The organism is Francisella sp. Scap27, from assembly GCF_013394105.1.
Classification (GTDB): Bacteria; Pseudomonadota; Gammaproteobacteria; order Francisellales; family Francisellaceae; genus Francisella; species Francisella adeliensis.
The window spans coordinates 670,532-695,926 of sequence record NZ_CP041326.1 but is presented as its reverse complement, the minus strand read 5'-3'; the positions used below and the strand labels follow the sequence as shown (position 1 = coordinate 695,926).

The following is a 25,395-nucleotide window of genomic DNA, read 5'->3' as shown; positions in this document are numbered from 1 at the left end:
GTTTATAAAAAAATCCAGTTGAAATTTCAAATGTTTGAGTATATTGGGTTTTGTATAATAACAAAAGTAAATATTCTATCACTAACTGTATAACTCCAAATCAGCTTGAAGGTATAATAAAAAATGAGATTCAAAACTGTTCCAAGTATAGGGTGAATTAGGTTTTTATTTAGCTAAAAAAACTCTCTATTTGATTAATTATACACTTGATCGTTTGTGATTTAAGGTCATAGTATAAAGGGAGTCTTAATAATTTTTCACTCTCTACTGTTGTGTAAATGTCTTCACCAGCAAATGTAGTCAGTTTTTTACCATATTCAGAACTATGTAGTGGAATATAATGAAAAGGAGCTGTTATATTTTTACCTTTCAAATATTTGATTAATTTATTTCTTATTTTTGCTTTTTTTACTTTTATGTAAAACATATGTCCATTATGAATACAACTAGAAGGGATAGTTGGTAATTGAATGAATCCTTTTTCACTAAGAGGCGATAGACCATTGTAATAGTTTTCCCATAATAGTAAGCGTTTATCATTAATTTGATTAGCTACTAGAAGTTGAGTGTATAAGTAATAAGCTAGTATATCGCTTGGTAAATAAGACGAGCCTATATCAACCCAGCTATACTTATCAACTTGGCCTCTAAAAAATTTAGATCTATTTGTTCCTTTTTCTCTTATGATTTCAGCTCGTTCAATGAATTTATCATTGTTGATGATAATCGCGCCACCTTCACCCATAGAATAGTTCTTTGTCTCATGGAAACTATAGCAACCAATATCTCCTATAGTGCCCAATGCTTTACCTTTGTAGCTAGACATAACACCTTGAGCAGCATCTTCAACAACGAAGAGATTATGCTTTTTAGCTATATTCATGATAATGTCCATCTCACAAGCAACTCCAGCATAATGAACTGGGACAATAACTTTAGTTTTTGATGTAATTGCTGCTTCTATTTTTGTTTCGTCAATATTCATGGTATCTGGACGAATATCAACAAACACCACTTTCGCACCTCGTAAGACAAATGCATTTGCGGTAGATACAAAGGTATATGAAGGCATAATTATTTCATCATCTTTTTTTATGTCTAGTAAAATAGCTGCCATTTCTAGAGAATGAGTGCATGATGTTGTTAGTAGAGTTTTTTTGCATTTAAAGTTGTTTTCAAACCATTTATGGCATAGCTTAGTAAACTTATTGTCACCACAGGTTTGCTTCTCATCAAAATTATTTTCAAATGAGTATGGTATGTTAAAATTTATCATTTTTATATTCCAAATCGAAACTTTTTAAATAGCTCTTAGCATTATCACCTTCATTAAAAATTAAATCAAGAATACTTACTCCATGCTCAAATGGTGGATGTAGCTGTTGATATTCCCTATATCTACTATAATTCATCCATTCGACTTTTATGTTTTCTTTTTGAGCCAGATTTTCTTCAAAATAATCTTTAGCTGCTGGACCACTTATATAGATATCAGCCTCACATTGTTTGCATATGTTTATGAGTCTTTCAGTTTGGCCACCAGCAAGGTTAAATTCACTTGACCATCTTATTTTAGTTTTGATACTGAGTATTTTATTAATTATAGTGATCAATCTATAATTAACTTGGCTTAGGTGGTTTTCATTGCAGTTCATGTAAAAATCTTCAAATATATCTTTATAATCTTTGAAGTATTTTGCTTTTGAATAATTGTTTATTATTGTGTTCCAGTGTTTTCTACTCCAATTATTTTTTGCTATTTGTGTTTCATTTATTTTTTGCTCTAAGTTTTTATGGTAGACTGGGATAGTGAGCCACTGCAGTCCTTGAGATGTTTTTATTTTATTTCGATTTCGCCAGTCATTTTTAGTATATTGTACATCATCATATAGAATAAATTCGTCGACCATATTTATAAGATCAAAATATCCCTTCCATGGAATATAGTTTGACTGTAAAATAGCTATTTTTTTCATGATATTTTATACCTTAGCTTTATCAAAAGCGCTTGTAAATTGCAGAAAGTAATGTTTTTTGCAAACTCATCTCTTTTATAGAGTAAATAATACTAGTTTTTATTAGTAAAATCATCCTTATTGTCTAAATAATACTTGGTGTTTAGTCAGTTTTTATCAGCTATACTAATCATTTAAAGCCTATACTAGTTCTAATTATTTATGTATTATTGTAGGATGTTGTTTAGGTTGATAGCAATGAGATTCATTTGTTAGAAAATAGTCATATAGTAGGTTTGTGAAGCTTGGATGTTGAACTCATAATTTGATCAATAATATAGTAAATAAAGGCAAGCAATTGGTAGGTGGACCAAATAACTCAGGTTAGTGATAGGTAAGAGGAGGTGTTGAATTGGCTTTTAAAAGAGAGAAAGATGTTGTTAAAAATTGGGGTGGAGAGGTCGTTGTATCTATACTGTGTCAAACATATAACCAAAAAAACTTCATAAGAGATGCTTTGGACAGTCTGCTCATGCAGGAGACAAACTTTGCTTTTGAGGTGATAATAAGAGATGATGCATCGTCAGACGGCACTGCTGAAATTATTAGAGAATATCAGGAGAAATATCCAAGAATTATTAAACCCATATACGAAATAGAGAATCAAATGACTAAGGGGCTTGGAATGATTCCTGGGAAATTGCCTCAGGTTATGAAAGGCCGTGTAGCTAAATATATAGCTTTTTGTGATGGAGATGATTACTGGACAACTCCTTATAAGCTTCAAAAGCAAATAGATTTTCTTGAGCAAAACCCAGTATTCATGGGTTCTGCACATGCAAGTAGATATCTTAGAGGTAGTGAGGTGGCAGAACTTGTGTCAGTTCCACCTGAAGGGAAGACAGAGTATACATTTGAAGAATATTTAGGTAGCTGTTATTTTCAGACAAGTTCTTGGGTTTACCGTTATGACACTAACGTTAGGTGTTTGATTGATAAGTACTTTTATAAGAAATGTGGGGGAGATGTTTATATGTCATTAGTTTTTATGACATTGGGGCCCATTAAGTATTTTGATGAAGTAATGTCAGTGTGGCGAGTTAATGAGCAGGGAGAGTGGCATAAGAACTCAAGTGATGTGCAAGTTATGCAAAACTTAGCAGCTTCATCTAAAACAGCAAATATTTTAGATGATAAGTATAGGTCAAAATTTTATGAGATGTTTTATGAAAATGTGAAAAAAATTTCTCCTATCAAATTTTCAAGCCTTTTGTTGAATAACTATAAGGTTGAAGAAGCTCAGGAAATTATAAGTATGCTAGCTGAAGTTGTTGTTAGTGACGAAAGCCCAATAGCCAAAAATATTAAATCAAAAGATATTGAAATAGAGTCTCGAGACTCTACTATTAAAGAGTGTAATGAATATATAAAATTACTTGAAGGATTATTAGAGGCAGAGAAGAGTAGAAGTTTGTTAAGAATTGTTAAATCAAGAGTAACAAAGCTTTTGAAGTAATTAGCTATACTGATTAGAAAGTGATAAAATTAATGCATAAGATTAATTGTTTAAAAAAAGGTTTTTAGCTTCTGAATGATAAATGTAACAAAAACATATTTGCCGAGTATTAAAAAATATAAGGAATATATCGATCAAATATATGATTCTGGGCAAATTACTAATAGGGGGCAATTGGTTGAGGAGCTAGAGCATCGCTTGGCAAAACATCTCGGTGTTAAGAATATAATTTTAGTGTCAAATGGAACTATAGCATTAGAGATAGCTTATAGGGCTTTGGAAATTAAAGGGTTTGCTATTACCACACCATTTTCATTTGTTGCAACTACGAGCTCGTTAGTAGCAAACAATATTAAACCAATATTTGTTGATGTTGATGAAAAAACATTTAATATTGATGAAAATAAAATAGTGGATCAAATAACTCCAAACACATCGGCAATAGTTGCTACGCAAGTATTTGGTAATCCTTGTAATGTCAATGTAATAGATAGGATCGCTAAAGAATATGGATTGAAGGTAATATATGATGCAGCACATGCTTTTGATGTTAAATATAAGAGTGCAAGCGTGCTAAACTTTGGTGATATATCAACCTTAAGTTTTCATGCTACTAAACTTTTTCATACTATTGAAGGAGGTGCTCTTATTACTAATAGTGATGAAATAGCTGAGAAAGCAAGGTTTTTGATAAATTTTGGCATTAAAAATGCTGAGGAAATACCTCATTTAGGAACTAATGCAAAGATGAATGAGTTTGAGGCGGCTATGGGGTTATGTGTTTTGGATGATATTAGCATTATTCATGCTTCTAGAAAAGATATCGCCGAAAGGTATAAGTCAGAATTATATGACTTAGTTGGATTCCAAGAGTTTAATTTAAATGCAACTGAAAACTATAGTTATTTTCCTATATTGTTTAAGTCAGAGGTTGACTTACTTAGGGTACAAGAGGCTTTAAATAAGCAAAATATTTTTCCTAGGAGATACTTCTATCCTTCTTTAGATACTCTTAGTTATATTGAGCCTAAGCAGTATATGCCAATATCTAGAGATATATCAAAAAGGATAATGTGTTTGCCTATTTATCATGGGCTTGAGAAAAATGATCAAGAGCATATAATATCAACTGTGAAGGAGGCTTTATGAAAGTTGCAATAATGCAACCTTACTTTTTTCCTTATATAGGTTATTGGCAACTCATCAATGCCGTAGATGTTTTTGTGATATATGATGATGTTAATTTTATTAAAAAAGGTTATATAAATAGAAATAATATTTTGCTTAACAATAAGTCATATAGAATTACTTTAGGACTTTTAGGGGCTAGTCAGAATAAGCTAATTAATGAAATTTCTTTAGGAGATAATAGACAAAACTTGCTGAAGACAGTCAAGCAAGCATATTCTAAAGCACCACATTTTCATCATGTTTATGATATGTTAGAGGGTGTTGTAATCACTGAAGAAAATAATTTATCATTGTTTTTAGAAAATTTAATCAAAAGCGTATCTAACTATATTGGTATAAATACTAAGTTCATAAAGTCTAGTGAGCTTCAAAAAGATAACAGTCTTAGAGGTCAAGATAAGATATTGCAAATCTGTGAAATCCTGGGCGCTGATATTTATATAAATCCAGTAGGAGGTAGGCAGCTTTATGACAAAAAAAGTTTTTCTGATAAAAAGATAAGGTTGAACTTTATAGAGCCTAGCATTATAAAGTATCAGCAGTTTGGTGAAGAGTTCCATCCACATCTTTCAATTATAGATGTTTTAATGTTTAATAGTGTTGGAAGTGTTAAAGAAATACTCAATAATTGTATTTTAATTTAAGGAGCTAATATATATGAAGCTTGTAATATATGGTAATGGGAAAATAGCAAAAGTAATTTATCAATTTGTGAAAAAAAAGTTTGATGTGGTAGCATTTGCAGTTGAAAAAAAATATAAAAATACAGACACCATCGAGGGAGTGCCTTTAATTGAGTTTGAGGATATTCAAAACCAGTATGGCCCTGATGATCATAAGATGCTCATAGCTGTTGGCTATGTGCAAATGAATGATATAAGAGAGAAAAAATACCAAGAAGCAAAGGAGAAGGGGTATGGTTTTATAAACTATATCCATCCGTCAGTAGAAATGCATGACAATGTAGAGATAGGAGAGAATAATATAATCTTAGATCATGTGACAATTCAACCATATGTGAAAATAGGAAGTAGTAATCTTGTGTGGAGTAATGCTGTTATTGCTCATGGTTCTGTGATTGAAGATACAAGTTGGATAACCTCTGGAGTTGTTATTTCGGGTGATGCTATCATAAAATCTAAGTGCTTCTTGGGTGTTAACGCTACTATAGGTCACAATACAGTGATTGAGCGTGAAAATTTCATTGGTGCGAACACTTTAGTTACAAAAAATACGATCCCTAAAGATGTTTTTATTTCAAGAGAAGGTGAGAAATTTAGGCTTGATAGTCAGATGTTTTTACAATTTACAGGAGTTTAATATATGAAAGAGTTAGAGAAAATTTTATGCCAAGTTTTTAGGCTGAAAGAGGATGAAGTGAAAGATGAATTAACTATGAGTGATGTGCATGTATGGGATTCTTTGACTCATATGGATCTTGTAACTTCTATTGAGCAAGAATTGAGTATTCAGTTAACAATAGATGATATTATGAACATGAGAGATGTAGGAACTATAAAAAAAATAGTTAGTGAAAAGTTGGTGTAATATGGAATTAGCGAATAAAGTTGCTATTGTTACAGGTGGTGCAAGTGGTCTTGGTAAGGCAATAGTGGAAATGCTCCTATCTAATGATACAATAGTTTGTGTGCTTGATATAAATAAGGATGCTCTTGAAGGTTTAAATGAAGATAAGAATTTGTTTAAAATACCTTGTGATATAACAAAGGAAAATCAAATATTAAATGCTATACAAAAAGTAAAAGAACAGTTTTCGAAGATAGATATTTTAGTAAATAATGCAGGTATTTTATACAGCGAACCGCTTATTAATATAACATCAAAAGAAAAAAAACATAGTGTAGCAATGTGGCAGAAAGTCATAGACATAAATCTGACAGCGCCTTTTGTTTTAGGCTCATATGTGGCGGAACAGATGATTATGACAAGAACAAAGGGTGTAATTATAAATATTAGCTCTATTAGTGCTAGAGGTAATGCAGGGCAAAGTGCATATAGCGCTGCAAAAGCTGGCTTGGAATCCATGACTGTTGTCTGGGCAAAAGAGCTTGGTAGTTTTGGTATCCGATGCGTTGCAGTTGCTCCAGGGTTTATGAATACTGAATCAACTAATGATGCTGTGACACAAGAAGTGTTAGATCATGTAAAAAAAGAGACGCCGATAAGAAGACTAGGGAAAGCAGAAGATATCGCTGATGCAGTAAAATTTGTAATACAAAGTGACTATATGAATGGTAAAACTTTACAAATAGATGGTGGGTTGGTATTTTAAAGAAAATGAAATTACTAGAGAAGTCTGAATATATTAAAATTTGTAGTAAATTTGATAATTTTATTATATATTTCCCCATCATTTTGTCTGTTGTTGATAATAAACAAGATGGTTATGTTTTTCAAAAAGAATCGACTTTTATTATAGTGCATAAGTTTGGGTTTTGTTATATTCTAGGGGAATATTGTGATTATGCTGAGTTGGTAGATGAAATCAGTGAAAAGCTTAAAGGCCTAGTACCAAAGCTTAGACTATATGATCCTAATGAGAAGTTCAAGGGAAGTAGTTGTTTCTTTAATGATAGGTGTACTAGAATAAAGTATACCCATCCTCTTGATATTGATAAGAGTTGTAATTATCAAGTTGATTTTTTTGATGTTCAAAGTAAAGATTTCAGAAAGTGTGACTTTTTTGATTTAGAGCTTGGTAGTCGCTATTGGAGCACTTGTTTAGAATTTAAGAAGAATAGTCTTGGTATTGTTGATGAATATAATATGGGTATTTGCTATGCCGCTGCTATTTCGCACGGCTATGCAGAGATCGATATTTTTGTTAATGAAAAAGTTCGAGGAAAAGGATTAGCTACAAGATTAGTTAAATGTTTTGTTGATAAATGTGTAAGTAATAATGTTATTCCTGTATGGGATTGTTATTCGAATAATCATGCTTCTGTAAATTTAGCAAATAAAACTGAATTTAAGAGGGTGTTTGAGTATGATTTTTATAATATAAATATTTAGGTATATGTATGAAATGGACAAAAAGAGGCTTAATATTTAAAGCAGATGATATACGGAATGATTTTATTAAGAGCCATGCTCAAATTCCAACAGTACTTGTTTTAGAAGACAGACTAAGAGTGTATTTTGCTACTCGTCCAAAGCAGGGGGTAAGTATGACAGCTTACATGGATTTAGACATAAAAGATCCAAAAAAGATATTATATATACATGATAAGCCAGTTTTTGAACTTGGTAATGATGGAATGTATGATGAGCATGGTGTTATGCCACAATCAATAGTAAAGTATGATGATAAAGTTTGTATGTATATTGGAGGGTGGAGTAGAAGAGAGTCAATCCCTTATAGTAATTGGACAGGTTTAGCAGAAAGCTATGATAGTGGAGAAACATTTGAAAAAGTTTTCGAAGGACCTGTTTTTGATAGGACTCCGATTGAATTATACTCAGCAACAGGTTTTTATGCAATGAAAGCTAAAAATATGTTACATGCTTTTTATGCATCAGGTATAGGTTGGATAAAGAAAAACAATAAATATGAAGAACTTTATGTGATTAAAACTGCTACCTCAAAAGATGGAATAACTTGGTGTAGAGATAGTAAGCAAATTATTCCAACATCCGAAAATCATTTTGAAGCAACTCACAGACCATCGGTCATTTATAAGAATGGTATTTATCATATGTGGTTCTGTTATAGAGGGGTTGAAGATTTTAGAAACGGTAGTGATGCTTATAGAATTGGTTATGCATGGTCTAAAGATCTTGAAAATTGGAATAGAGATGATGAGAGGGCCGGTATTAATGTAAGTGAGGAAGGTTGGGATAGTAAAATGATGGCATACCCTCATGTTGTAGAAACGCCATATGGAACGTATATGTTTTATAATGGAAATGGTTTTGGGCAGAGTGGCTTTGGCTATGCGGTTTTGGAGGAGTAATGGCTTATTTTAATTTGGCAGATTATTTTTACGATATAGTGTATGAAAATAGTGAAGAAACTGTACTGATTTATGAAAGGGAAAAACTAAGTTATAACGAGTTAAATAGTTTATCTAACAGGATTGCCAACTATTTCCTATCTTTAGGAGTAAAGCCTCATGATGTGGTAGGAATTTTCAATACAAAAGAAATTGAAGGATATGCAAGCATGCTGGCATGTCTCAAAATAGGTGCAGCTTATACTAATATAGATGAAGAAACTCCTCCCCTTAGACTAGAAAAGATATTAACGACTTGTTCGCCTCGATTACTTGTAAGTGATCATCCTCCTTCAATATTAATACAAAATATTGCTGATGATATGAATGTGCATGTTACTGATCTTAGTGATGGAAGTCTTTTTAATGGTTTCGGTGGTGAAAACATTGATATTTCATCAAAAGTTACGGGAAATACTATTGCGTATATAATGTTCACTTCAGGAAGTACAGGTAATCCAAAAGGAGTTGCGATCTCTCATAGTAATATCTTAAGCTTTTTGCAATGGAGTATAAAAAGATATAGTGTTTCAAGTAAAGATAGATTTGCTCAACTTAGTCCCATGTATTTTGATAATTCAGTTTTTGATTTTTATACGGCTATATATGGTGGTGCTTGTTTGGTACCAATAAAAAAGGAATTAACTCAAAAACCTCTTGAACTTGTTAAGTTCATTGATGCAAATGAGTGTACTATATGGTTTAGCGTACCTTCATTGCTAGTTTATCTACTTACAATGAGAGTTTTAAACGAAAATAGTTTTAAGAGTATACGAGTATTTACGTTTGGTGGAGAAGGTTTTCCCAAAGGAGAGCTGAAAAAGCTCTATAATCTTTATAGAGATCATGCCAGGATTATAAATGTATATGGTCCAACAGAAGGAACTTGTATATGCTCTTCCCATGATATAACAGAAAAAGATTTTGAAGATATGAATACTTTAGCACCACTTGGCATAATTAATTCAAATTTTGAATATTTAATAGTTGATGAAAATATGCAAATTACCAGTAGAGGTGAAAAAGGGGAGCTTTGTTTATTAGGACCAAATGTTGCTACTGGATATTACAATGATATAGAAAGAACAGAGCAAAGCTTTGTACAAAATCCTTTAATAGCAACATATAAAGACACTGTTTATAAAACTGGTGATATAGTTTATGAAAAAGGAGGATTATTGTGGTTTGCTGGACGTGTCGATAATCAGATAAAGCATATGGGATATAGAATTGAACTAGAAGAAATTGAGTCTGCTTTAAATAGTTTAGATTATGTTAATCAGTCAGCAGCCTTATATATCAGAGAGCGAGTGAGCTATGGGAAAATTATTGCTTTTATATCGACACAAAAAAGCATTTCAGAGTCTCAGATAAAGAATGAACTTTTTAGCATTTTACCCAGCTATATGATTCCTAATATTGTAGTTATAAAAAATAAACTCCCTAGAAATGCTAATGGTAAAGTTGATAAAGCAGCTTTAGAGCAGGAGAGCTTCCATGAATAGAAATAAAAGGGAGGAGTTCAAAATTATAAGTAAGTGGAAAACAAATAATGTGATGATAAGTGAATTTTGGTTTAAATATTGAGAAAGGATATTGTGGTATGAGGACAGAGTGTGAGATCATAAAAGAGTGGGGTAGTGATAAGCCTTTGCTAAGTGTGTATTGTGCTACCTATAATCATGAGAAGTATATTAGGCAATCAATTGATAGTTTTTTAATGCAAGAAACTGATTTTCCCTTTGAGGTACTTATAAATGACGATTGTTCTACAGATGATACGGTCAAAATAATTTCTGAATATCAAGAGAAATATCCAAATATTATAAAACCAATATTTCAAGTAGAAAATCAAAATGATAAAGGAATAACACCTTTTGTTGATATTATGATGCCAATATCAAAGGGCAAATATATCGCAACATGTGAGGGGGATGATTATTGGATAGATCCCTTGAAACTGCAAAAGCAAGTGGATTTTCTCGAGGAAAACCCAAACTTCATGGGCTGTGTTCATGCAACTAAGCTAGTTAAAGAGTTTGAGGAAACATCAGAGGTAATTCCACATAACACCTATGGAAAGGATGTGTTTACTTTTGAGAACTACTCAAAGGCGGAGTGTTATTTCCATACTAGCTCTTGTGTGTATAGATATGAAGGTAAATATAAACAACAAGTTGATGAATACTTTAAACATGCTTGTGGTGATTGGTATTTTTCAATGGTGTTTTCTAGTTTTGGTCCGATAAAATATATTAATGAAATGATGTCTGTGTATAGGATTCATAGTCAAGGAATGTGGAGTGCAAAAAGCAAAGAATATAAGGAGCTTGCTAATGTGTTGCTATGTGTCAAGGCTATAGATGTTTTTGCTGATAAATATCAACAGAACTTTTATGGAATAATTTTGAAGTCTATTAAGCGTAATGATATGAGCGTAGATAAGCTTTCAGAGTTATTAGTGGAAAATCTTAGTACTGATAACGTAGAGAAAATGTTGAGAGTTTTATTTGACTCCATTAGTGACATGCAAACTGATATAAATGAATATACAAATACTATTAAAGAATGTAATAATTATATAAAAGTGTTAGAGGAGTCTTTAGACTATGAGAGGTCAATAACTTTGTATATGCATATAAAGTTAGTATTGCGTAAGTTTTATAATAGGATTATGAGAAGGGTGTAATTCATTATATTATCAATATTATAGTATTTAATCTGTGCTATATAATCTCACCAAAAGGTAGTTGGATGACAAAGTTACTGAAATTTAAAGTTTACGGGGATCAAAGAGGTTCTCTTGTATCATTAGAAGAAAATAAGAATATTCCTTTTGAGGTTAAAAGAGTATATTACATTTTTGATACAAAGTCTGATGTAAGAAGAGGCTTTCATGCTCACACGAGTCTAGAGCAAGTTTTGGTATGCGTATCAGGTAGTTGTAAAATTCTTGTGGATGATGGTAAATCTAGAGAGAATATATTGCTTGATAGTCCTGATAAAGGCTTGTTAATATCAGGATTAGTGTGGCGAGAAATGTTTGATTTCTCTAATGATTGTGTGTTAATGGTGTTAGCTAGTGAATATTATGATGAGAGTGACTATATTAGATGTTATGATGGTTATTTGAGGGAAATTAAGAATGGTTGATTTAATACATAGAACGGCTATAGTTTCTGAAAAAGCAAAGCTAGGGAAAAATGTTACAATAGGCCCTTTTAGCATTATTTATGATAATGTTGAAATATCTGATAACACTATTGTAGAGTCTAATTGTGAAATAGGTGTTAGCAATGGATTGTCCGATGGAGATATGTTAAGTATTGGTCCCAATTCTCATATTCGTTCTAAAAGTATTTTCTATGAAGGGTCTAAGTTTGGAGAAAATTTAACTACGGGACATAATGTTACCGTTAGAGAAAAAACTATAGCTGGGAAGAACCTTCAGATAGGAACACTTTCAGATATTCAAGGACACTGTCAAATAGGCGATTATGTTAGACTTCATAGTAATGTTCATATTGGGCAAAAATCTATAATAGGTAGTTTTATTTGGATATTTCCATATGTTGTTTTGACAAATGATCCACACCCACCAAGCAATACACTGCTTGGTGTAACCGTTGATGATTTTGCTGTTATCTCAACCATGAGTGTTATTTTACCAGGCGTTAAGATTGCTAAAGGCTGTTTAATTGGGGCTAACTCATTATTGGGTATTAGAACAGAAGAAGGGATGCTGTATAGCGGTAATCCAGCAAAAAAAATCTGCCCAGCATCAAAAATAAAATTAAAAGATGGCAGTAGAAAGCCAGCTTACCCTTGGATAAATCATTTTAACAGAGGGTATCCTTTAGATATTATTGAATCATGGAGGGAGGCTTAATGAAAAAGCTATATAAAATAGATGAGATATCAGTGGGGATGAGTGCATCATATTCACAAACTATAACTGATACAGACGTTAAACAGTTTGCGGGTATTTCAGGTGATAGAAATCCTGTTCATATGGATGAGGTATATGCAGAAAATTCTAGGTATAAAAAAAGAATTGCTCACGGACTTTTAAGTTCTAGTTTTTTTTCATCTCTTTTTGGCACTCAGCTACCTGGGGAAGGATGTGTTTATGTTGGGCAAAACTTAAATTTTAAGAGACCTGTATATTTGGGTGATACCGTTACGGCTATAGTAACAGTCAAAGATATAGATGTTGTGAGAAAAAGAGTTTTTTTTAATACGGTATGTACTGTGAAGAATAAAATTGTTATTGATGGTACTGCCGAACTATTCATGCCATAGGAGAGTGTTGCAAATGATTAAATTCTTAGACTTACAAAAAGTAAATGGTATCTATGAGAAAGAATTAAAAGAAGCTTGTTCTAGAGTTATAGACAGTGGGTGGTATATTCGTGGAAAAGAATGTGAAGCTTTTGAACAAGAGTTTGCAAAGTATTGTGGTACTAAATATTGTGTTGGTGTCGCAAACGGCTTAGATGCTTTAATACTTATTATACGAGCATATAAAGAGTTAGGCATATTTAAAACTGGTGATGAAATAATAGTGCCAGCCAATACATATATAGCTAGTATATTAGCTATATCTGCTAATGATCTAGTTCCGATACTAGTTGAACCAAGTCCAGAAGATTATTTGTTAGATGCTTCTAAAATAGAGGTTGCTATTACTGATAAAACAGTAGCTATTATGCCTGTACACTTGTATGGCCAGACTTGTCAAATGAATATGGTAAATACTATAGCTAAATTACATGGTTTAAAGATTATAGAGGACTCAGCCCAGTCTCATGGGGCATTTTTTGCTGATAAGAGGTCGGGTAATCTTGGTGATGCTAGTGGATTTAGTTTTTATCCTGGTAAAAATTTAGGAGCTCTGGGTGATGGTGGAGCAGTTACCACTAACAATAAAGATTTAGCAGGTACTATTAGAGCTTTAGCAAATTATGGTAGTCATGAAAAATATAAAAATCTATATAAAGGGACTAATAGCCGTTTAGATGAAATTCAGGCAGCTATGTTAAGAGTAAAGCTCGCGTATTTACCAGATGATATTCAAGCTAGAAGAGGTATCGCGAATCATTATCAAACTAATATTAAAAATGAAAAAATAATACTTCCAATGGTTAGAAAGCAAGATAACCATGTTTGGCATGTGTTTGTTATTAAAACAGAAGATCGTGATAAGTTGCAGAGATATCTATTGAAAAATGGTATTGAAACTGTTATTCACTACCCTATAGCACCACATAATCAAGCTGCTTATGGAGAATTATCCAAACAAGATCACCCTATTTCAGAGCAAATTCATAAGCAAGTTTTAAGCTTGCCTATAGGTCAGCATTTGTCTGAGAATGATATTACCAGAATAGTAGAGGTTATTAATGAATATCGATGATATATTGGTTTCAGTTATTATACCATCGTATAATCATGAAAAGTACATATTAGACTGTGTAAACTCGGTAGTTAATCAAACTCATAAAAAAATTGAGTTAATAATAGTAGATGATGGGTCTAAAGACTCAACACTACAGAGTATAAATTCACTAATCCCAGAAATTACTTATAGATTTGAAAACATTGTATTTATAGATAAAAAAATAAATGAAGGGGTTGTCAAGACTTTAAATATAGGTTTAGAGTATGTTACTGGTGAGTTTATAAATATTATAGCATCAGATGATATTTTAAAACCAAATAATATCGAAGTGTTAGTATCATTTCTAGCTGAAAATGATGATTATGTACTCGCTGTTGGTGATAATGAAATTGTTGATAACAGGGGGGTTGTTGGTTATTGGACAAGTGATGAAAAAATAATATATGATAGGTTAAAAGCCTCTTATAAAACATTTGGTAGTTATCTTAGACAGCTTAGAAAAGATGTAGATTTTTCCTCTAATGATTTCGGTAAATATGAAAGTTTTCTTAGTGGTAATTATATTCCTAATGGTTATATGATTAGAAAAAATATTTTAGTTGATCTTATGGGAGGGTATCCCACGAACTGTCAACTTGAGGATTTAGGTTTACATTTATACTTATCAAGGTATGGTAAATATAAGTTTATTGATAGGCCTTTAGCAGCTTATCGATGGCATAACACAAACACCTCGCATCAGAGTGAAAAGATGCTTAAAGCAACGGTTGAAACATTAAATACACAGTTGATCTATGCAAAGAAAGAGCTTGGATTTCATGCATTGTTAAAATTATTCATTAAAAATGAGTTGTATTGTGATGTATTGATTGAATTATTTAAACTGTTCCCTGAAGATGCTGTTTATGAGATTAAAAAACTTTCACATGAAATAAATAGTTTAAATGTGCAATTAGAGAAGTATAATTCAATGATTTTAGTGTATGAATCTGATTTGGAAAGTTATAAAACAGAAATTAATGAAATATATGATTCCTTGGGTTGGAAGTTAATGAGACCGTTTCGAATGATGATGAAAGCCATTAAGTTATTTGCTAGTAAAATTATTCTGAGGTGAGGGTAATCATTTTTTATTTACTTATATTCTTTAAGGTAGAATATTGTGTTGATTAACTTAAAAAAGAATAAAGAAGATTGTGAAAATAGATTTACAGATAGGAAGTGTAAATGAGTAAAACGAAATTAGCATCATTGTTTCCCATCGGAAGTGCTAGAAGAGAAATTATTAGTAAGATATATCGTAAAATGAGACCTAGAAGTGAGTCTGAAATAATTCGGCAAGGTTTTATAGCTGGCTTAAAAGAGTTTGATGAAAATAAAGAAACTATAATATTAGTTTCTCATCAATCATCGGCTACTGGAGCACCATTATTAGGGCTTAATATAGCAAGATTACTGAATAAAAAGTATAATGTGATTAATTATGTTATGGATAAATCTGATATCCATGATGTGTTTATAGAAGATTGTTTCTTACTTGTTGAAGAGTTAGGTGAAAGCACTAAAACTACTTCACATAATATTTTGAAAGAAATAAGTAATGACTTATCTATAAAAGCAGTTATTGGTAATTCTGTGACGACTTATTCGGTTTTAAGTAGTGCTAGTAAATTAAGGTTACCAACTCTGTCATTAATTCATGAGTTTGCAGGGTATGTAGAGTCTGCAAAGATAATGCTAGATACAATAATTGAAGCAGATAGAGTTATAGTTCCTGCAAATATTATTAAAGAATCTATAATGGATCAATTAGCTAAAGCTGCGATGATCTTTAATGAACCATCTAATATTGTAGTACAGCCTCAAGGTAAGCTGTCATTTATTCCAAATACTTACGGAAGCCCAGACACTGTTGAGCAAATATTAAAAAAGATAGGTCTCTCTAATAAAGGTGATTATAAAATAATAGTTGCTGCAGGTTCTGTTCATATAAGAAAAGGGGTGGATTTATTTATATATCTTTCGAGATATATAAAAAATTACTATGATGGTAAATGTAAGTTTGTATGGGTTGGCGATGGACTTAAAGATTATGATTGTTCATTTTCGTTTTTATTAAAGAGAGAAGTGAAAACCTTAGGGTTAGAGGATGATTTTGTATTCTTAGGGCATCAACAAAACTTAGATGGCATCTTATCAATAGCAGATGTTTTTTGTTTGACATCAAGAATGGATCCTTTTCCAAATGTTGTGGTTGATGCTCTTGAGGCTGATGTTCCTATAGCTTGCTTTGATAGAGCGTCGGGATCAGTTGAGTTTTTAGAAAAGCATAATGCTGAAGCGATCATTGTTGATTATTTAGATACTCATCAATTAGGTTTTGAAATTGCTGAATATTTGAAAAAACCAGCTAAGACCAACAATCTTAATTCAGCAATAGTCAAGAAGCATCTCGATTTTGATAAATATATAGATTTTATAATCGAGCAAGTAGAGGTGTGCGAGAAATATAATATTGAAAACTTGCAAATTTTAGGTGATGTTGAAAGTTCAAAATATTTTGATCGTGAATATATTAAGCTTTCAGAGTTAGAAGATAACTATGAGTTTTGTTATGTTCAGTCACCTTATCATTATGTTTTGAGTCAGCGTAAAGGTTTATATAGGTTAACACCGAACCCTTCAGCTGGTTTTTCAACTTGCAAATGGGTATTAGAAAATAACTCTTATGATAAGGTACCTCTTTATGAAGCTCTAAAAAAAGATATACATGCTACACATGAATGCCATATAACTCCGACTAATAATGATAGTCAGTTTGAAGGGAAAGTTGCTATACATCTTCATCTATATTATGTTGATCTTGCTCAAGAGTTTAATGATTATTTCAAAAACCTACCTGCTGGTTATGATTTGTATGTTACTACTGTGGATAACGAAGATACCTTGAGTATAAAAGAGTTATTTAAAGACAGTGGTGCTAATAATATAGAAGTTATTGCTGTTGAAAATATTGGGCGTGATGTTGCCCCAATGATATTTGGTCTTAAAGACTCAATATTAGGTGGTAACTATGATCTTATAGGACATTTTCATAGTAAAAAATCTGTAGGTGTTGCAAATAGTCTAGGAGATAGATGGAGAAAATACTTATTGGATAATCTCGTCGGTACCAAAGGTGTAGCAAGTTCTGTACTAAATCTGTTTAGTAACGAAAAAGTAGGTTTGGTTTTTGCTGAGGATCGACACTTTATGGATTTGGGTGATAATAAGCCGTATCTTGATGAATTGTGTAAGCTTTTAGGAGTATCTGAAATTGATGAGACTCCTTTGTTTCCTTTGGGCAATATGTTTTGGGCTAGAGTTGATGCTATCAAAGATATGTTTTCATTGGATAAAGATATAGTAATCCAAGAAGAACCCCTTCCTTATGATGGCAGCTATATGCATGCATTAGAGAGAATAACACCTGCGTTAGTTGAAAAAAATGGCTATAATTATGTAACAGTATATAAAAATGGAACATCATGGTAGTTGGTAATGGTCAACTAGCTAAGGCGTTTTTTAGTTATAATAATGATAATAAAGTAGTTATATTTGCTAGCGGTGTATCAAACTCTAACTGTATTGATCCCTTTCAATTTAAAAGAGAAAAAGATCTCTTATTAGCGACCTTGAAAAATAATACAGATAAAAAAATTGTTTATTTCAGTAGCTGTGCATTGTCGTCAAATGATTACCCTAAAAATGAATACTATCTACACAAGGCTAAGATGGAAGATTGTGTGCGTCAACTTTCAAATAAATACTATATTTTTAGAATACCACAGCTTTTTGGAAAGCTTATACCTCATGGGACGCTCATCAATTATATATATGGTGCGATAGAGGATAATAAGCATTTTAGTGTTTATGATAATGCGTACAGATATGTAATAGAAATTAATGATGTTGTTAAGCTAGTTACTTCATATTTAGAGTATGGTGCAGGGTGCAGTACTATCGATATTGCAAACACACATAGATATGCAATAAGTGAAATAGTTCAGATGTTTGAAAAGCTTCTAGATAAAAAAGCTAATTTTGATTTAATTAAAAAAACTGATGAATATACTTTAAATTTAGAAGTTATGAAAAAATTTATATCAGACCATAAGGTAGATATAGAATTTGGTAAATATTACTTAGAAAATAAGCTGAAAGAAAAAATAAAGGCTTTATGTGTATGAGAACAGAACAAGAAATTATTGGGCAATGGCAAAGCAAAGATATGTTAGTGAGCATCTGCTGTACAGCATATAATCAAGAGAAATATATAGAGGATGCTTTAAATGGTTTTTTGTCTCAAGAAACGAACTTCCCATTTGAGATAATTATAAGTGATGATTGCTCAACAGATAAAACTACAGAAATTTTAAATAGTTATGCAAAGCAATACCCTAATATCATTAGGTTAATTTATCAAAAAGAAAATCAATATTCAAAAGGTGCTTTACCTATTAGAGACTTTATTCTTCCAGAGGTTAAAGGTAAATATGTAGCTCTTTGTGAAGGGGATGATTATTGGACAGATATAAATAAGCTGCAACAACAAATAGATTTTTTGGAGCAAAACTCAGAATATATGGGTTGTGGTCATAATACGAAATTTTTAGTCAATGGAGAGTTGACGGATAAACTGTTTGTGAGTTCGGCTAATAAAAAAGACAGTTATGTTTTTGAGGATTTTATAGATTCTGCTTATTTACACACTACATCTTTAGTTTTCAGATATGACTCAAAAAATAAATGTCAAATCAATGATTATTTGAGTAAATATTCATCTGTAAAGCGTAATGATGTTTATATGTTATTAGTGTTTTCAAAATTTGGTCCTATAAGATATATTGATAAAACAATGTCTGTTTATAGGATGAATGATGGTGGGATATGGAGCGGAGCTGATCAAGAAGCTCAGCTAGTTATGTTTTTACATGGTTGTGTCGACTTTAGCTACATTTTTGGTGACGGATATAAAGAGAAATTTCTTTACTCGTTTGCAAATACTTTTAGTGAAAGTATAAAAGGTAGCTCAGAATCTTTTTTATCAGATGTTTTGAAAGAACTTTCAGAGAAGGATCATAAGACGGTTATAGAAAGTTTTGCTCGAATTAAAAGAGAAGATAATGCTATGATAAAAGAGTGTAGTGAGTATATAAGTTTTCTGGAAAAACAGGTGAACGACAATAGCTTTAAATCACTAGTTATTAAATTCTTGAAAGTAATCGGTGCATATAAGCTCGTTAAGCTTATTCGTAAATAGTCTTTAGAAAAAAATAGGTTATCATTAAATTTCAATACCTATATAAATATCTATAAAATTTATGAGCAATATAAAATATCGAAAAGATATCGATGGTCTAAGAGCTTTAGCCGTTTTATCAGTAGTATTTTTTCATCTGAATTTTAGTTGGGTTAAATCTGGTTTTTTAGGAGGTGATATATTCTTTGTTATATCTAGATATCTTATAACCTCTATTATTGTAAGAGAGTTAAATCAAGAGACATTCTCTATTATAAACTTCTATGTTCGCAGAATGAAAAGAATTCTTGCATGGTTAATATTATTGCCTGCAGATCTTAGACAGTATTCAAAATCTTTGGTAGCTACAATAGCATCAGTATCTAACCTATACTTTTTTAAATTTCTATCTTTTGGGTACTTTAGTACAGACTCATCTTTGATCCCTCTATTGCATACATAGTCTCTGGGGGGGGGTGAGGAGCAATTTTACCTAATATGGCCGCTTAGTCTAATGTTTGCATTTAATATAACTATTGGCTGGAAGAATCAAAGTTTTATAACTAAGTATCGCAGATTATTAATATCAAGCTCTATATTGTTTATAATTTCTATTGTTTATTTTTTTTATAAAGATAATCCCGCATACTATTATTTCCCTATTACAAGAGCCTTTGAATTATTGTTTGGCTGTATTCTAGCTATTGTAGTAACTAAGAAAAGTTTTTTTCTGAATCGGGTGATAGCCAACATACTCGGGGTAGTATCATTAGTTTTAATGCTCTACCCAATATTATTCCTAAAATCTCAATACCCAAGTATTGGTGCTGTAATGGCATGTTTGGGAGCTACATTATTTATGTTTGTAGGTTTAAATTGCAATAAAAACTCCATTGTACATGAATTTTTCTCAATAAAACCATTAGTCGCTATTGGGTTAATATCATATTCTTTATACTTATGGCACTGGCCAATAATTGCTTATCTAAACTATCTCGGTATTGAAAAGACATATGTTGTAAAATTATTTGCTTTTATATTATTTATTATACTTGCAATAATATCTTACTTTCTTGTCGAAAAACCATTTAGGTACGGTATCAAAGCTCGGTTATTTAAAATATTTTTAGCACTATGGGTTGTACCAATAATATTTGCATGTTGTTTTGCACTATCTAGTAAATATATAAACAATTTTGGGTTTAATGAAACTGTTGGCGGTTTTAAGGCTGTTACGCAAAGGCAGGATGGCTCTCTAGTTTACCAGTATCTAAACTGGCAAAAAAATCTAAACAACTTATATGAATATAAAAGTATTTGGGCTGAAAATGGTTATAAAAATGATGAAGAGCTTAAAGGTCTAATCAATAAGAATTATGATGTGGTAGTGTTTGGAGACTCTCATGCTGAAGTCGCTGCATCAATGATTGATGAGTGGACTAAAAATCTAAAGCTTAGCACATTAGCTGTTGGAGGCACTCAAGTTATTGTTGTATACAATATGATTCAAGCTAAAAAAATAGATGGTATTATAAATGCTATAATAGACGAAGCTCGTCCTAAATATTTTATACTCGTAGGCTGGTGGAATTCTTACACTACTCATAATGAATATCTAAAAAATAACAAATCACTATATTTTATGGATAATGTTATAAAAATTTTAAAGAAAAGAAATGTAAAACCGATCATCCTGTTAGACTGGCCATCGTTAAAAGGCATTAGACCAACATGTGGCATGACTCGTGTAAACACAATATTTACAGCGACACAAGCATGTGGCAGATCATTAAGTGCAGTAGAAAAGTCACAAAATATTGAGCTTAAATATATAAGATCATTACAGAAGAAATATCAGGGTTTAGAAATAATAGATCCTAAAAAAATTGTTTGTGCTAATGGGTATTGTTCAAACACTGTTGATAATAGTGTTGTTTATATGGATAGTCAAGAAATGGATGGTCTAAACAATGCACACTTAAATCAGTATGGTTCGGCATTAATTGGATCACTATATCTAAAGAAATATGGAAACCTATTAAAGTATTGATCCAAAAAAACAACCATGCTTAAATGTCGGGAAGCTACTACAAAAATAAAAAAATTATTAATGAGAGCCTAATTGATAAAAATTTGAATATACTGTTGAAAAGAGGGTTTAAATAAGACAAAGATGTCTATGTAAATTACTTGTCTTATTATTTGAAACTTTGCTATAATTCTTAGTGTGTTTACATATCAGTAAGGTATTGAATCTAATATGAAGTATTTAAAAGAGTTCTATCGGTTTCTTGAGCATTTAAAGAATAATAGTAAACTTATAGCTATTTTATCATATAATGACTTCAAAGAAGAGTTTCTTGGTTCGTACCTGGGTATTGTTTGGGCAGTTATAAGGCCAATTACATTTATTCTAGTAATATGGGTTGTTTTTACTTATGGTATTAGGCCTGGAGGTTCTGGAGGCAGTTCTTCCATGATATTATTTCTTTTAACAGGTATGATTCCATGGTTTTTCTTTTCAGAAGCTTTTACAAAGAGTTGTGAAGCTATTGTTGCTAATGAATTTTTGGTGAAAAAAGTATCGTTTAGTATAAATATATTGCCTCTAATAAGTGTGTTCTCATGTTTTATAATACATTTGGTACTGATATTTATACTAATGTTTGTTTTTATTTTAAATGGGCACTTTCCGAGTTTATATTGGTTGCAGTTACCTTACTATCTTTTCTGTAGTGTAACACTACTATTAGGTTTGGGTTGGTTGGCATCTGCTTTGAGAGTTTTTGTTAAAGATACTTCTGAAGTTGTTGGACTTATTACTCAGTTTGGTTTTTGGTTTACGCCAGTATTTTGGAGCCCAGAAGCTGTTCCTGAAAGGTTTAGATTTATCCTTGACTTTAATCCGATGGCTTATATTATACAAGGGTTTCGTAATACATTTATCGATGGTGTATGGTTTTGGCAACAGCCAACACAAACAGTAATATTTTTGTTGATGATGATTTTTATACTTTTTATTGGTGCTTTAATATTTAAGAGATTAACCCCTCATTTTGGAGATGTTATTTAAATGGAAAAAAATGTAGTAATAAGCTTAGAAGGTGTTTCAAAGTATTATAAAATTTATGAAAGAGCTAGAGATAGAGTAAAAGAGGCATTTAATCCGTTTCGTAAAAAGTATTATAAAAATTTTTGTGCTGTAGAAGATGTATCTCTAGAGATTAAAAAAGGTGAAGTGCTTGGTATTTTTGGTTTAAATGGTGCTGGTAAATCGACTTTATTAAAAATGATTGCTGGAGTCGTGACGCCATCATCAGGAAAAGTTCATGTTAATGGTCATATAAATGCTATGTTGGAGCTTGGAGGTAGCATAAACCCCGAGTTGACAGGTTTGCAAAACATTAGTTTTAGTTTAGATTTGAATAAGGTGAAAGGGGTAGAGAGAGAACAAACTGTTGAAAAAATTATTAACTTCGCAGAGATTGGAGATTACATTAATCAGCCAGTTAAGACTTATAGTAGTGGTATGACAGCTAGGTTGGCATTTGGCATAGCTACTGCGGTAAAACCAGAAATATTAATAGTTGATGAAGTATTAGCTGTTGGAGATGCTATTTTTCAGAATAAATGTTTTATTAAAATTAGAGAGTTATTGAAGGGTGGAACCACAGTTATTTTTGTGTCACATAACGTTCCCTTAATGATAGAGTTTTGTAATAGAGCAATTTTCTTACATGAAAGACAAATACTTCTTGATGGGGAACCAAAGGAGGTTGCATATTACTATCAAAGGGCATTATTTAGTTCTGATAAAGAAAGTGTAATAAAGGAAATTAAAGTATTAAATGGAAGTGTTGATCAGATGAATTGTGAGAATATTCCATCTGATAAAGATCACAATGTTGAAGAAAATGATGTGTTGATTAATAATATTTGTGTTTGGAATGATGCAGGTGGTGGGAATGCAAGCTTTTTAGAGACTGGATCAGAATATACTATTGAAGTAGATGTGGTCTTTAAAAATAGCTATGAGGAGGTTAAGGTCGATTTTTCTGTTATGGATATTACTGGTAGAAAGATATCAATTTTTAATCCTTATTCAGAAGATAACATAATAAGAAATATAAATTCTTTAGAAAGGTATAGTATTACCAATCAGTTTAAATGTAATATATTTAATGGCCAATACTCTATTGACGTTAATTTTATAGATATAAGTGATGAGCGTTATGATGATTCTTTAAAAACATCTGATAATAAATTTAAATTTGATGTTGGCGTCATAGGTAAAGAGAATATTATTAAAGTTAAGAAGCTTTAATACTCTGTTTTGTTTCTAATAAAAAGAGAAAAAAATGAAAATATCAATAATAACACCATCATATAATTCAGAAAAGTATATAGAGCAAACTATGTTGAGTGTTTTATCTCAGCGAGGTGACTTTGATTTGGAGTATATACTCGTTGATGGAGCTTCAAAAGATAGTACTTGTGACATAGTAAATAAATATATTCAAAAGCATGAAAAAGGTGAGCTTGATATATTCTGTAATAGCCTTGAAATGAGATTTATATCTGAGCCCGATAATGGTATGTATGATGCTCTAGCAAAAGGTTTGTCAAAAGCTACTGGAAATATAGTTGCATATATAAATTCTGATGATTTTTATCTGCCAAGTGCATTTAAAACAATTGTTGCTGAGATGAAAAAGTTCGGTGATAAAGCTCAATGGATAAATGCTAAAAATGTATGGTATAACAAAGAGGGAATTATTGAAAATACAATGTTGCCACTGATGCCATCAAGAAAAAGAATTTTAAAAGGAATACATGGTACTAGTTTGCCATCAATTCAGCAAGAATCGACTTTTTGGACTAAATCTTTGCAAGATAAAATGGACTTAAAGAAATTTGCCGAGTATAAAATGGCAGGTGATTTCTTTATGTGGCATCAGTTCGCTAAGCATGCTAATTTACATATTTGTAATAGTACGATATCAGGCTTTAGAACTCATGAAGATAATAAGAGCCATGATCTTGGCGGTTATATGGAAGAGTTCTATGATATTGTTGGAGCTCCTAAAGTTCGAAAGAATGTATTAGATTTTGCATATATTATTATGTATAAGTTTTATGTTAATTATACATCTGATCATGTGATTAGAAGATATAATGAATATGTGAGAATATTTAGGCACATAGGCGTTAAATTAAAGGAAAAAAGAGGCAAGAAAGCTTAGTAATTCTTATACACAAATAGGAGAATGTCTTGTCTATTAGCCCATCTGTTAGTGAAAACAAATCGAATTCTAGTATTCCTTTAATAACTATAATAACAGTAGTTTATAATGGTGTAGAGTTTCTCGAAGAAACCATAAAAAGTATTATTAACCAATCGTTTAAGAATTTTGAATATATAGTTGTTGATGGTGGTTCTACTGATGGTACTACAGATATTATAAGAAAATATGAATCCTCTATATCTAAGTGGGTTAGTGAGCCTGATAATGGTATTTATGATGCCATGAATAAAGGTATAGAGTTGGCTAGTGGTCGTTGGTTAAATTTTATGAATGCAGGCGATAGTTTCTATTCTAATCAAGTGCTACAAAATGTTTTTGAAAATAGTTTTCCTGAAAGTGTAGGAATTGTTTACGGCAATACTGATATCGGGCATAAAATACTTAAATACAAACAAGGTTTGGATCTTAAGAGTATGGCTTTGGGTATGATGCTCTGCCATCAATCAACATTTTATAGATTAAGTGAGGCAATTCGATATAATCTAACTTATAAAATATGTGGAGATCAAGATTTCACTATGCAGTATTTTTATAATGATAAGCAAGCAAAATACTTAGATATAACTATATCTAAATATGACCTTGAAGGTATTTCATCTCAAAGTTTAAATAAAATCTTAAAAGAAAAATTTCTTATAAATAAGTCGTATAACTTGCCATATGGTCCGATAATCAAGAGTTATATTGTATCTGTTTTAGTTAAAGTCCGTAAATTTTGTAGAGGGCATTAAA

General features: G+C 31.4%; 26 protein-coding genes. 24 read left to right on the top strand and 2 right to left on the bottom strand.

The features are described 5' to 3' along the window. Nucleotides 1–169: 169 nt before the first annotated feature. Together rffA and FLM55_RS03350 are read right to left on the bottom strand one after the other, a co-directional pair. A complete protein-coding gene (rffA, locus tag FLM55_RS03355) occupies nucleotides 170–1,276 on the bottom strand; it encodes a dTDP-4-amino-4,6-dideoxygalactose transaminase (RefSeq protein WP_178948017.1) in 1,107 nt (368 codons plus the stop codon). Continuing rightward, on the bottom strand, nucleotides 1,263–1,976 hold the full coding sequence (locus FLM55_RS03350; protein WP_178948016.1) for a WbqC family protein: 714 nt from the start codon (nucleotides 1,974–1,976) through the stop codon (nucleotides 1,263–1,265). Before FLM55_RS03350 ends, rffA begins: the two co-directional genes overlap by 14 nt. A gap of 391 nt (nucleotides 1,977–2,367) precedes the next feature. On the opposite strand from FLM55_RS03350, the gene FLM55_RS03345 reads away from it, so the two are divergent. The 24 genes from FLM55_RS03345 (at nucleotide 2,368) to FLM55_RS03230 (ending at nucleotide 25,394) form a co-directional block, all read left to right on the top strand. Further along, entirely contained in the window at nucleotides 2,368–3,471 is a 1,104-nt protein-coding gene (locus FLM55_RS03345) for a glycosyltransferase (RefSeq protein WP_178948015.1), read from the top strand. A gap of 75 nt (nucleotides 3,472–3,546) precedes the next feature. Next, complete coding sequence (locus FLM55_RS03340) at nucleotides 3,547–4,620, top strand: DegT/DnrJ/EryC1/StrS aminotransferase family protein (protein ID WP_178948013.1); 1,074 nt, start codon at nucleotides 3,547–3,549, stop codon at nucleotides 4,618–4,620. After that, nucleotides 4,617–5,306: a WbqC family protein gene (locus FLM55_RS03335; RefSeq protein ID WP_178948012.1), complete on the top strand. Its 690-nt coding sequence runs from the start codon at nucleotides 4,617–4,619 to the stop codon at nucleotides 5,304–5,306. Before FLM55_RS03340 ends, FLM55_RS03335 begins: the two co-directional genes overlap by 4 nt. Nucleotides 5,307–5,319: 13 nt before the next feature. Further along, the gene (locus tag FLM55_RS03330) at nucleotides 5,320–5,982 is read left to right on the top strand and encodes an acetyltransferase (protein ID WP_178948010.1); all 663 of its coding nucleotides are present in this window, start codon (nucleotides 5,320–5,322) and stop codon (nucleotides 5,980–5,982) included. A gap of 3 nt (nucleotides 5,983–5,985) precedes the next feature. Continuing rightward, complete coding sequence (locus FLM55_RS03325) at nucleotides 5,986–6,210, top strand: acyl carrier protein (RefSeq protein WP_178948009.1); 225 nt, start codon at nucleotides 5,986–5,988, stop codon at nucleotides 6,208–6,210. Between the two features lies 1 nt (nucleotide 6,211). Beyond that, nucleotides 6,212–6,955 carry an SDR family oxidoreductase gene (locus FLM55_RS03320; protein WP_178948008.1) on the top strand — a complete coding sequence of 248 codons (744 nt, stop codon included), beginning with the start codon at nucleotides 6,212–6,214 and terminating at the stop codon, nucleotides 6,953–6,955. A gap of 5 nt (nucleotides 6,956–6,960) precedes the next feature. Next, nucleotides 6,961–7,695 (top strand): GNAT family N-acetyltransferase, encoded by a 735-nt coding sequence (locus FLM55_RS03315; protein ID WP_178948006.1) that lies wholly within the window; start codon nucleotides 6,961–6,963, stop codon nucleotides 7,693–7,695. 8 nt (nucleotides 7,696–7,703) lie between these two features. Further along, complete coding sequence (locus FLM55_RS03310) at nucleotides 7,704–8,636, top strand: hypothetical protein (RefSeq protein ID WP_178948005.1); 933 nt, start codon at nucleotides 7,704–7,706, stop codon at nucleotides 8,634–8,636. Further along, nucleotides 8,636–10,180 carry an amino acid adenylation domain-containing protein gene (locus FLM55_RS03305; protein WP_178948004.1) on the top strand — a complete coding sequence of 515 codons (1,545 nt, stop codon included), beginning with the start codon at nucleotides 8,636–8,638 and terminating at the stop codon, nucleotides 10,178–10,180. Before FLM55_RS03310 ends, FLM55_RS03305 begins: the two co-directional genes overlap by 1 nt. Nucleotides 10,181–10,239: 59 nt before the next feature. Next, nucleotides 10,240–11,364: a glycosyltransferase gene (locus FLM55_RS03300; RefSeq protein ID WP_178948003.1), complete on the top strand. Its 1,125-nt coding sequence runs from the start codon at nucleotides 10,240–10,242 to the stop codon at nucleotides 11,362–11,364. A 65-nt stretch (nucleotides 11,365–11,429) separates the two neighbouring features. Next, nucleotides 11,430–11,828, top strand: a complete 399-nt coding sequence (locus FLM55_RS03295; protein WP_178948001.1) for an FdtA/QdtA family cupin domain-containing protein — start codon at nucleotides 11,430–11,432, stop codon at nucleotides 11,826–11,828. After that, on the top strand, nucleotides 11,821–12,564 hold the full coding sequence (locus FLM55_RS03290; protein WP_178947999.1) for an N-acetyltransferase: 744 nt from the start codon (nucleotides 11,821–11,823) through the stop codon (nucleotides 12,562–12,564). Before FLM55_RS03295 ends, FLM55_RS03290 begins: the two co-directional genes overlap by 8 nt. Further along, the gene (locus FLM55_RS03285) at nucleotides 12,564–12,977 is read left to right on the top strand and encodes a MaoC family dehydratase (protein WP_178947998.1); all 414 of its coding nucleotides are present in this window, start codon (nucleotides 12,564–12,566) and stop codon (nucleotides 12,975–12,977) included. Before FLM55_RS03290 ends, FLM55_RS03285 begins: the two co-directional genes overlap by 1 nt. Nucleotides 12,978–12,990: 13 nt before the next feature. Then, nucleotides 12,991–14,091, top strand: a complete 1,101-nt coding sequence (locus FLM55_RS03280) for a DegT/DnrJ/EryC1/StrS aminotransferase family protein (protein ID WP_178947997.1) — start codon at nucleotides 12,991–12,993, stop codon at nucleotides 14,089–14,091. Beyond that, nucleotides 14,078–15,193 (top strand): glycosyltransferase family 2 protein, encoded by a 1,116-nt coding sequence (locus FLM55_RS03275; RefSeq protein ID WP_178947996.1) that lies wholly within the window; start codon nucleotides 14,078–14,080, stop codon nucleotides 15,191–15,193. Before FLM55_RS03280 ends, FLM55_RS03275 begins: the two co-directional genes overlap by 14 nt. 110 nt (nucleotides 15,194–15,303) lie before the next feature. Further along, nucleotides 15,304–17,610 carry a rhamnan synthesis F family protein gene (locus FLM55_RS03270; protein WP_178947995.1) on the top strand — a complete coding sequence of 769 codons (2,307 nt, stop codon included), beginning with the start codon at nucleotides 15,304–15,306 and terminating at the stop codon, nucleotides 17,608–17,610. Then, complete coding sequence (locus FLM55_RS03265) at nucleotides 17,604–18,305, top strand: NAD(P)-dependent oxidoreductase (protein WP_178947993.1); 702 nt, start codon at nucleotides 17,604–17,606, stop codon at nucleotides 18,303–18,305. The genes FLM55_RS03270 and FLM55_RS03265 overlap by 7 nt, the downstream gene beginning before the upstream one ends. Further along, nucleotides 18,302–19,378 (top strand): glycosyltransferase, encoded by a 1,077-nt coding sequence (locus tag FLM55_RS03260; protein WP_256868911.1) that lies wholly within the window; start codon nucleotides 18,302–18,304, stop codon nucleotides 19,376–19,378. Before FLM55_RS03265 ends, FLM55_RS03260 begins: the two co-directional genes overlap by 4 nt. A 61-nt stretch (nucleotides 19,379–19,439) precedes the next feature. Further along, nucleotides 19,440–19,820: an acyltransferase gene (locus tag FLM55_RS03255; RefSeq protein WP_178947991.1), complete on the top strand. Its 381-nt coding sequence runs from the start codon at nucleotides 19,440–19,442 to the stop codon at nucleotides 19,818–19,820. 51 nt (nucleotides 19,821–19,871) lie between these two features. Continuing rightward, nucleotides 19,872–21,407: an acyltransferase family protein gene (locus FLM55_RS03250; RefSeq protein WP_178947990.1), complete on the top strand. Its 1,536-nt coding sequence runs from the start codon at nucleotides 19,872–19,874 to the stop codon at nucleotides 21,405–21,407. Nucleotides 21,408–21,617: 210 nt separating this feature from the next. After that, entirely contained in the window at nucleotides 21,618–22,430 is an 813-nt protein-coding gene (locus FLM55_RS03245) for an ABC transporter permease (RefSeq protein ID WP_178947988.1), read from the top strand. After that, nucleotides 22,431–23,681 (top strand): ABC transporter ATP-binding protein, encoded by a 1,251-nt coding sequence (locus tag FLM55_RS03240; RefSeq protein ID WP_178947987.1) that lies wholly within the window; start codon nucleotides 22,431–22,433, stop codon nucleotides 23,679–23,681. Nucleotides 23,682–23,715: 34 nt separating this feature from the next. Then, on the top strand, nucleotides 23,716–24,600 hold the full coding sequence (locus FLM55_RS03235) for a glycosyltransferase (protein ID WP_178947985.1): 885 nt from the start codon (nucleotides 23,716–23,718) through the stop codon (nucleotides 24,598–24,600). Nucleotides 24,601–24,629: 29 nt separating this feature from the next. Continuing rightward, the gene (locus tag FLM55_RS03230; RefSeq protein WP_256868910.1) at nucleotides 24,630–25,394 is read left to right on the top strand and encodes a glycosyltransferase family 2 protein; all 765 of its coding nucleotides are present in this window, start codon (nucleotides 24,630–24,632) and stop codon (nucleotides 25,392–25,394) included. Nucleotide 25,395 lies beyond the last annotated feature (1 nt).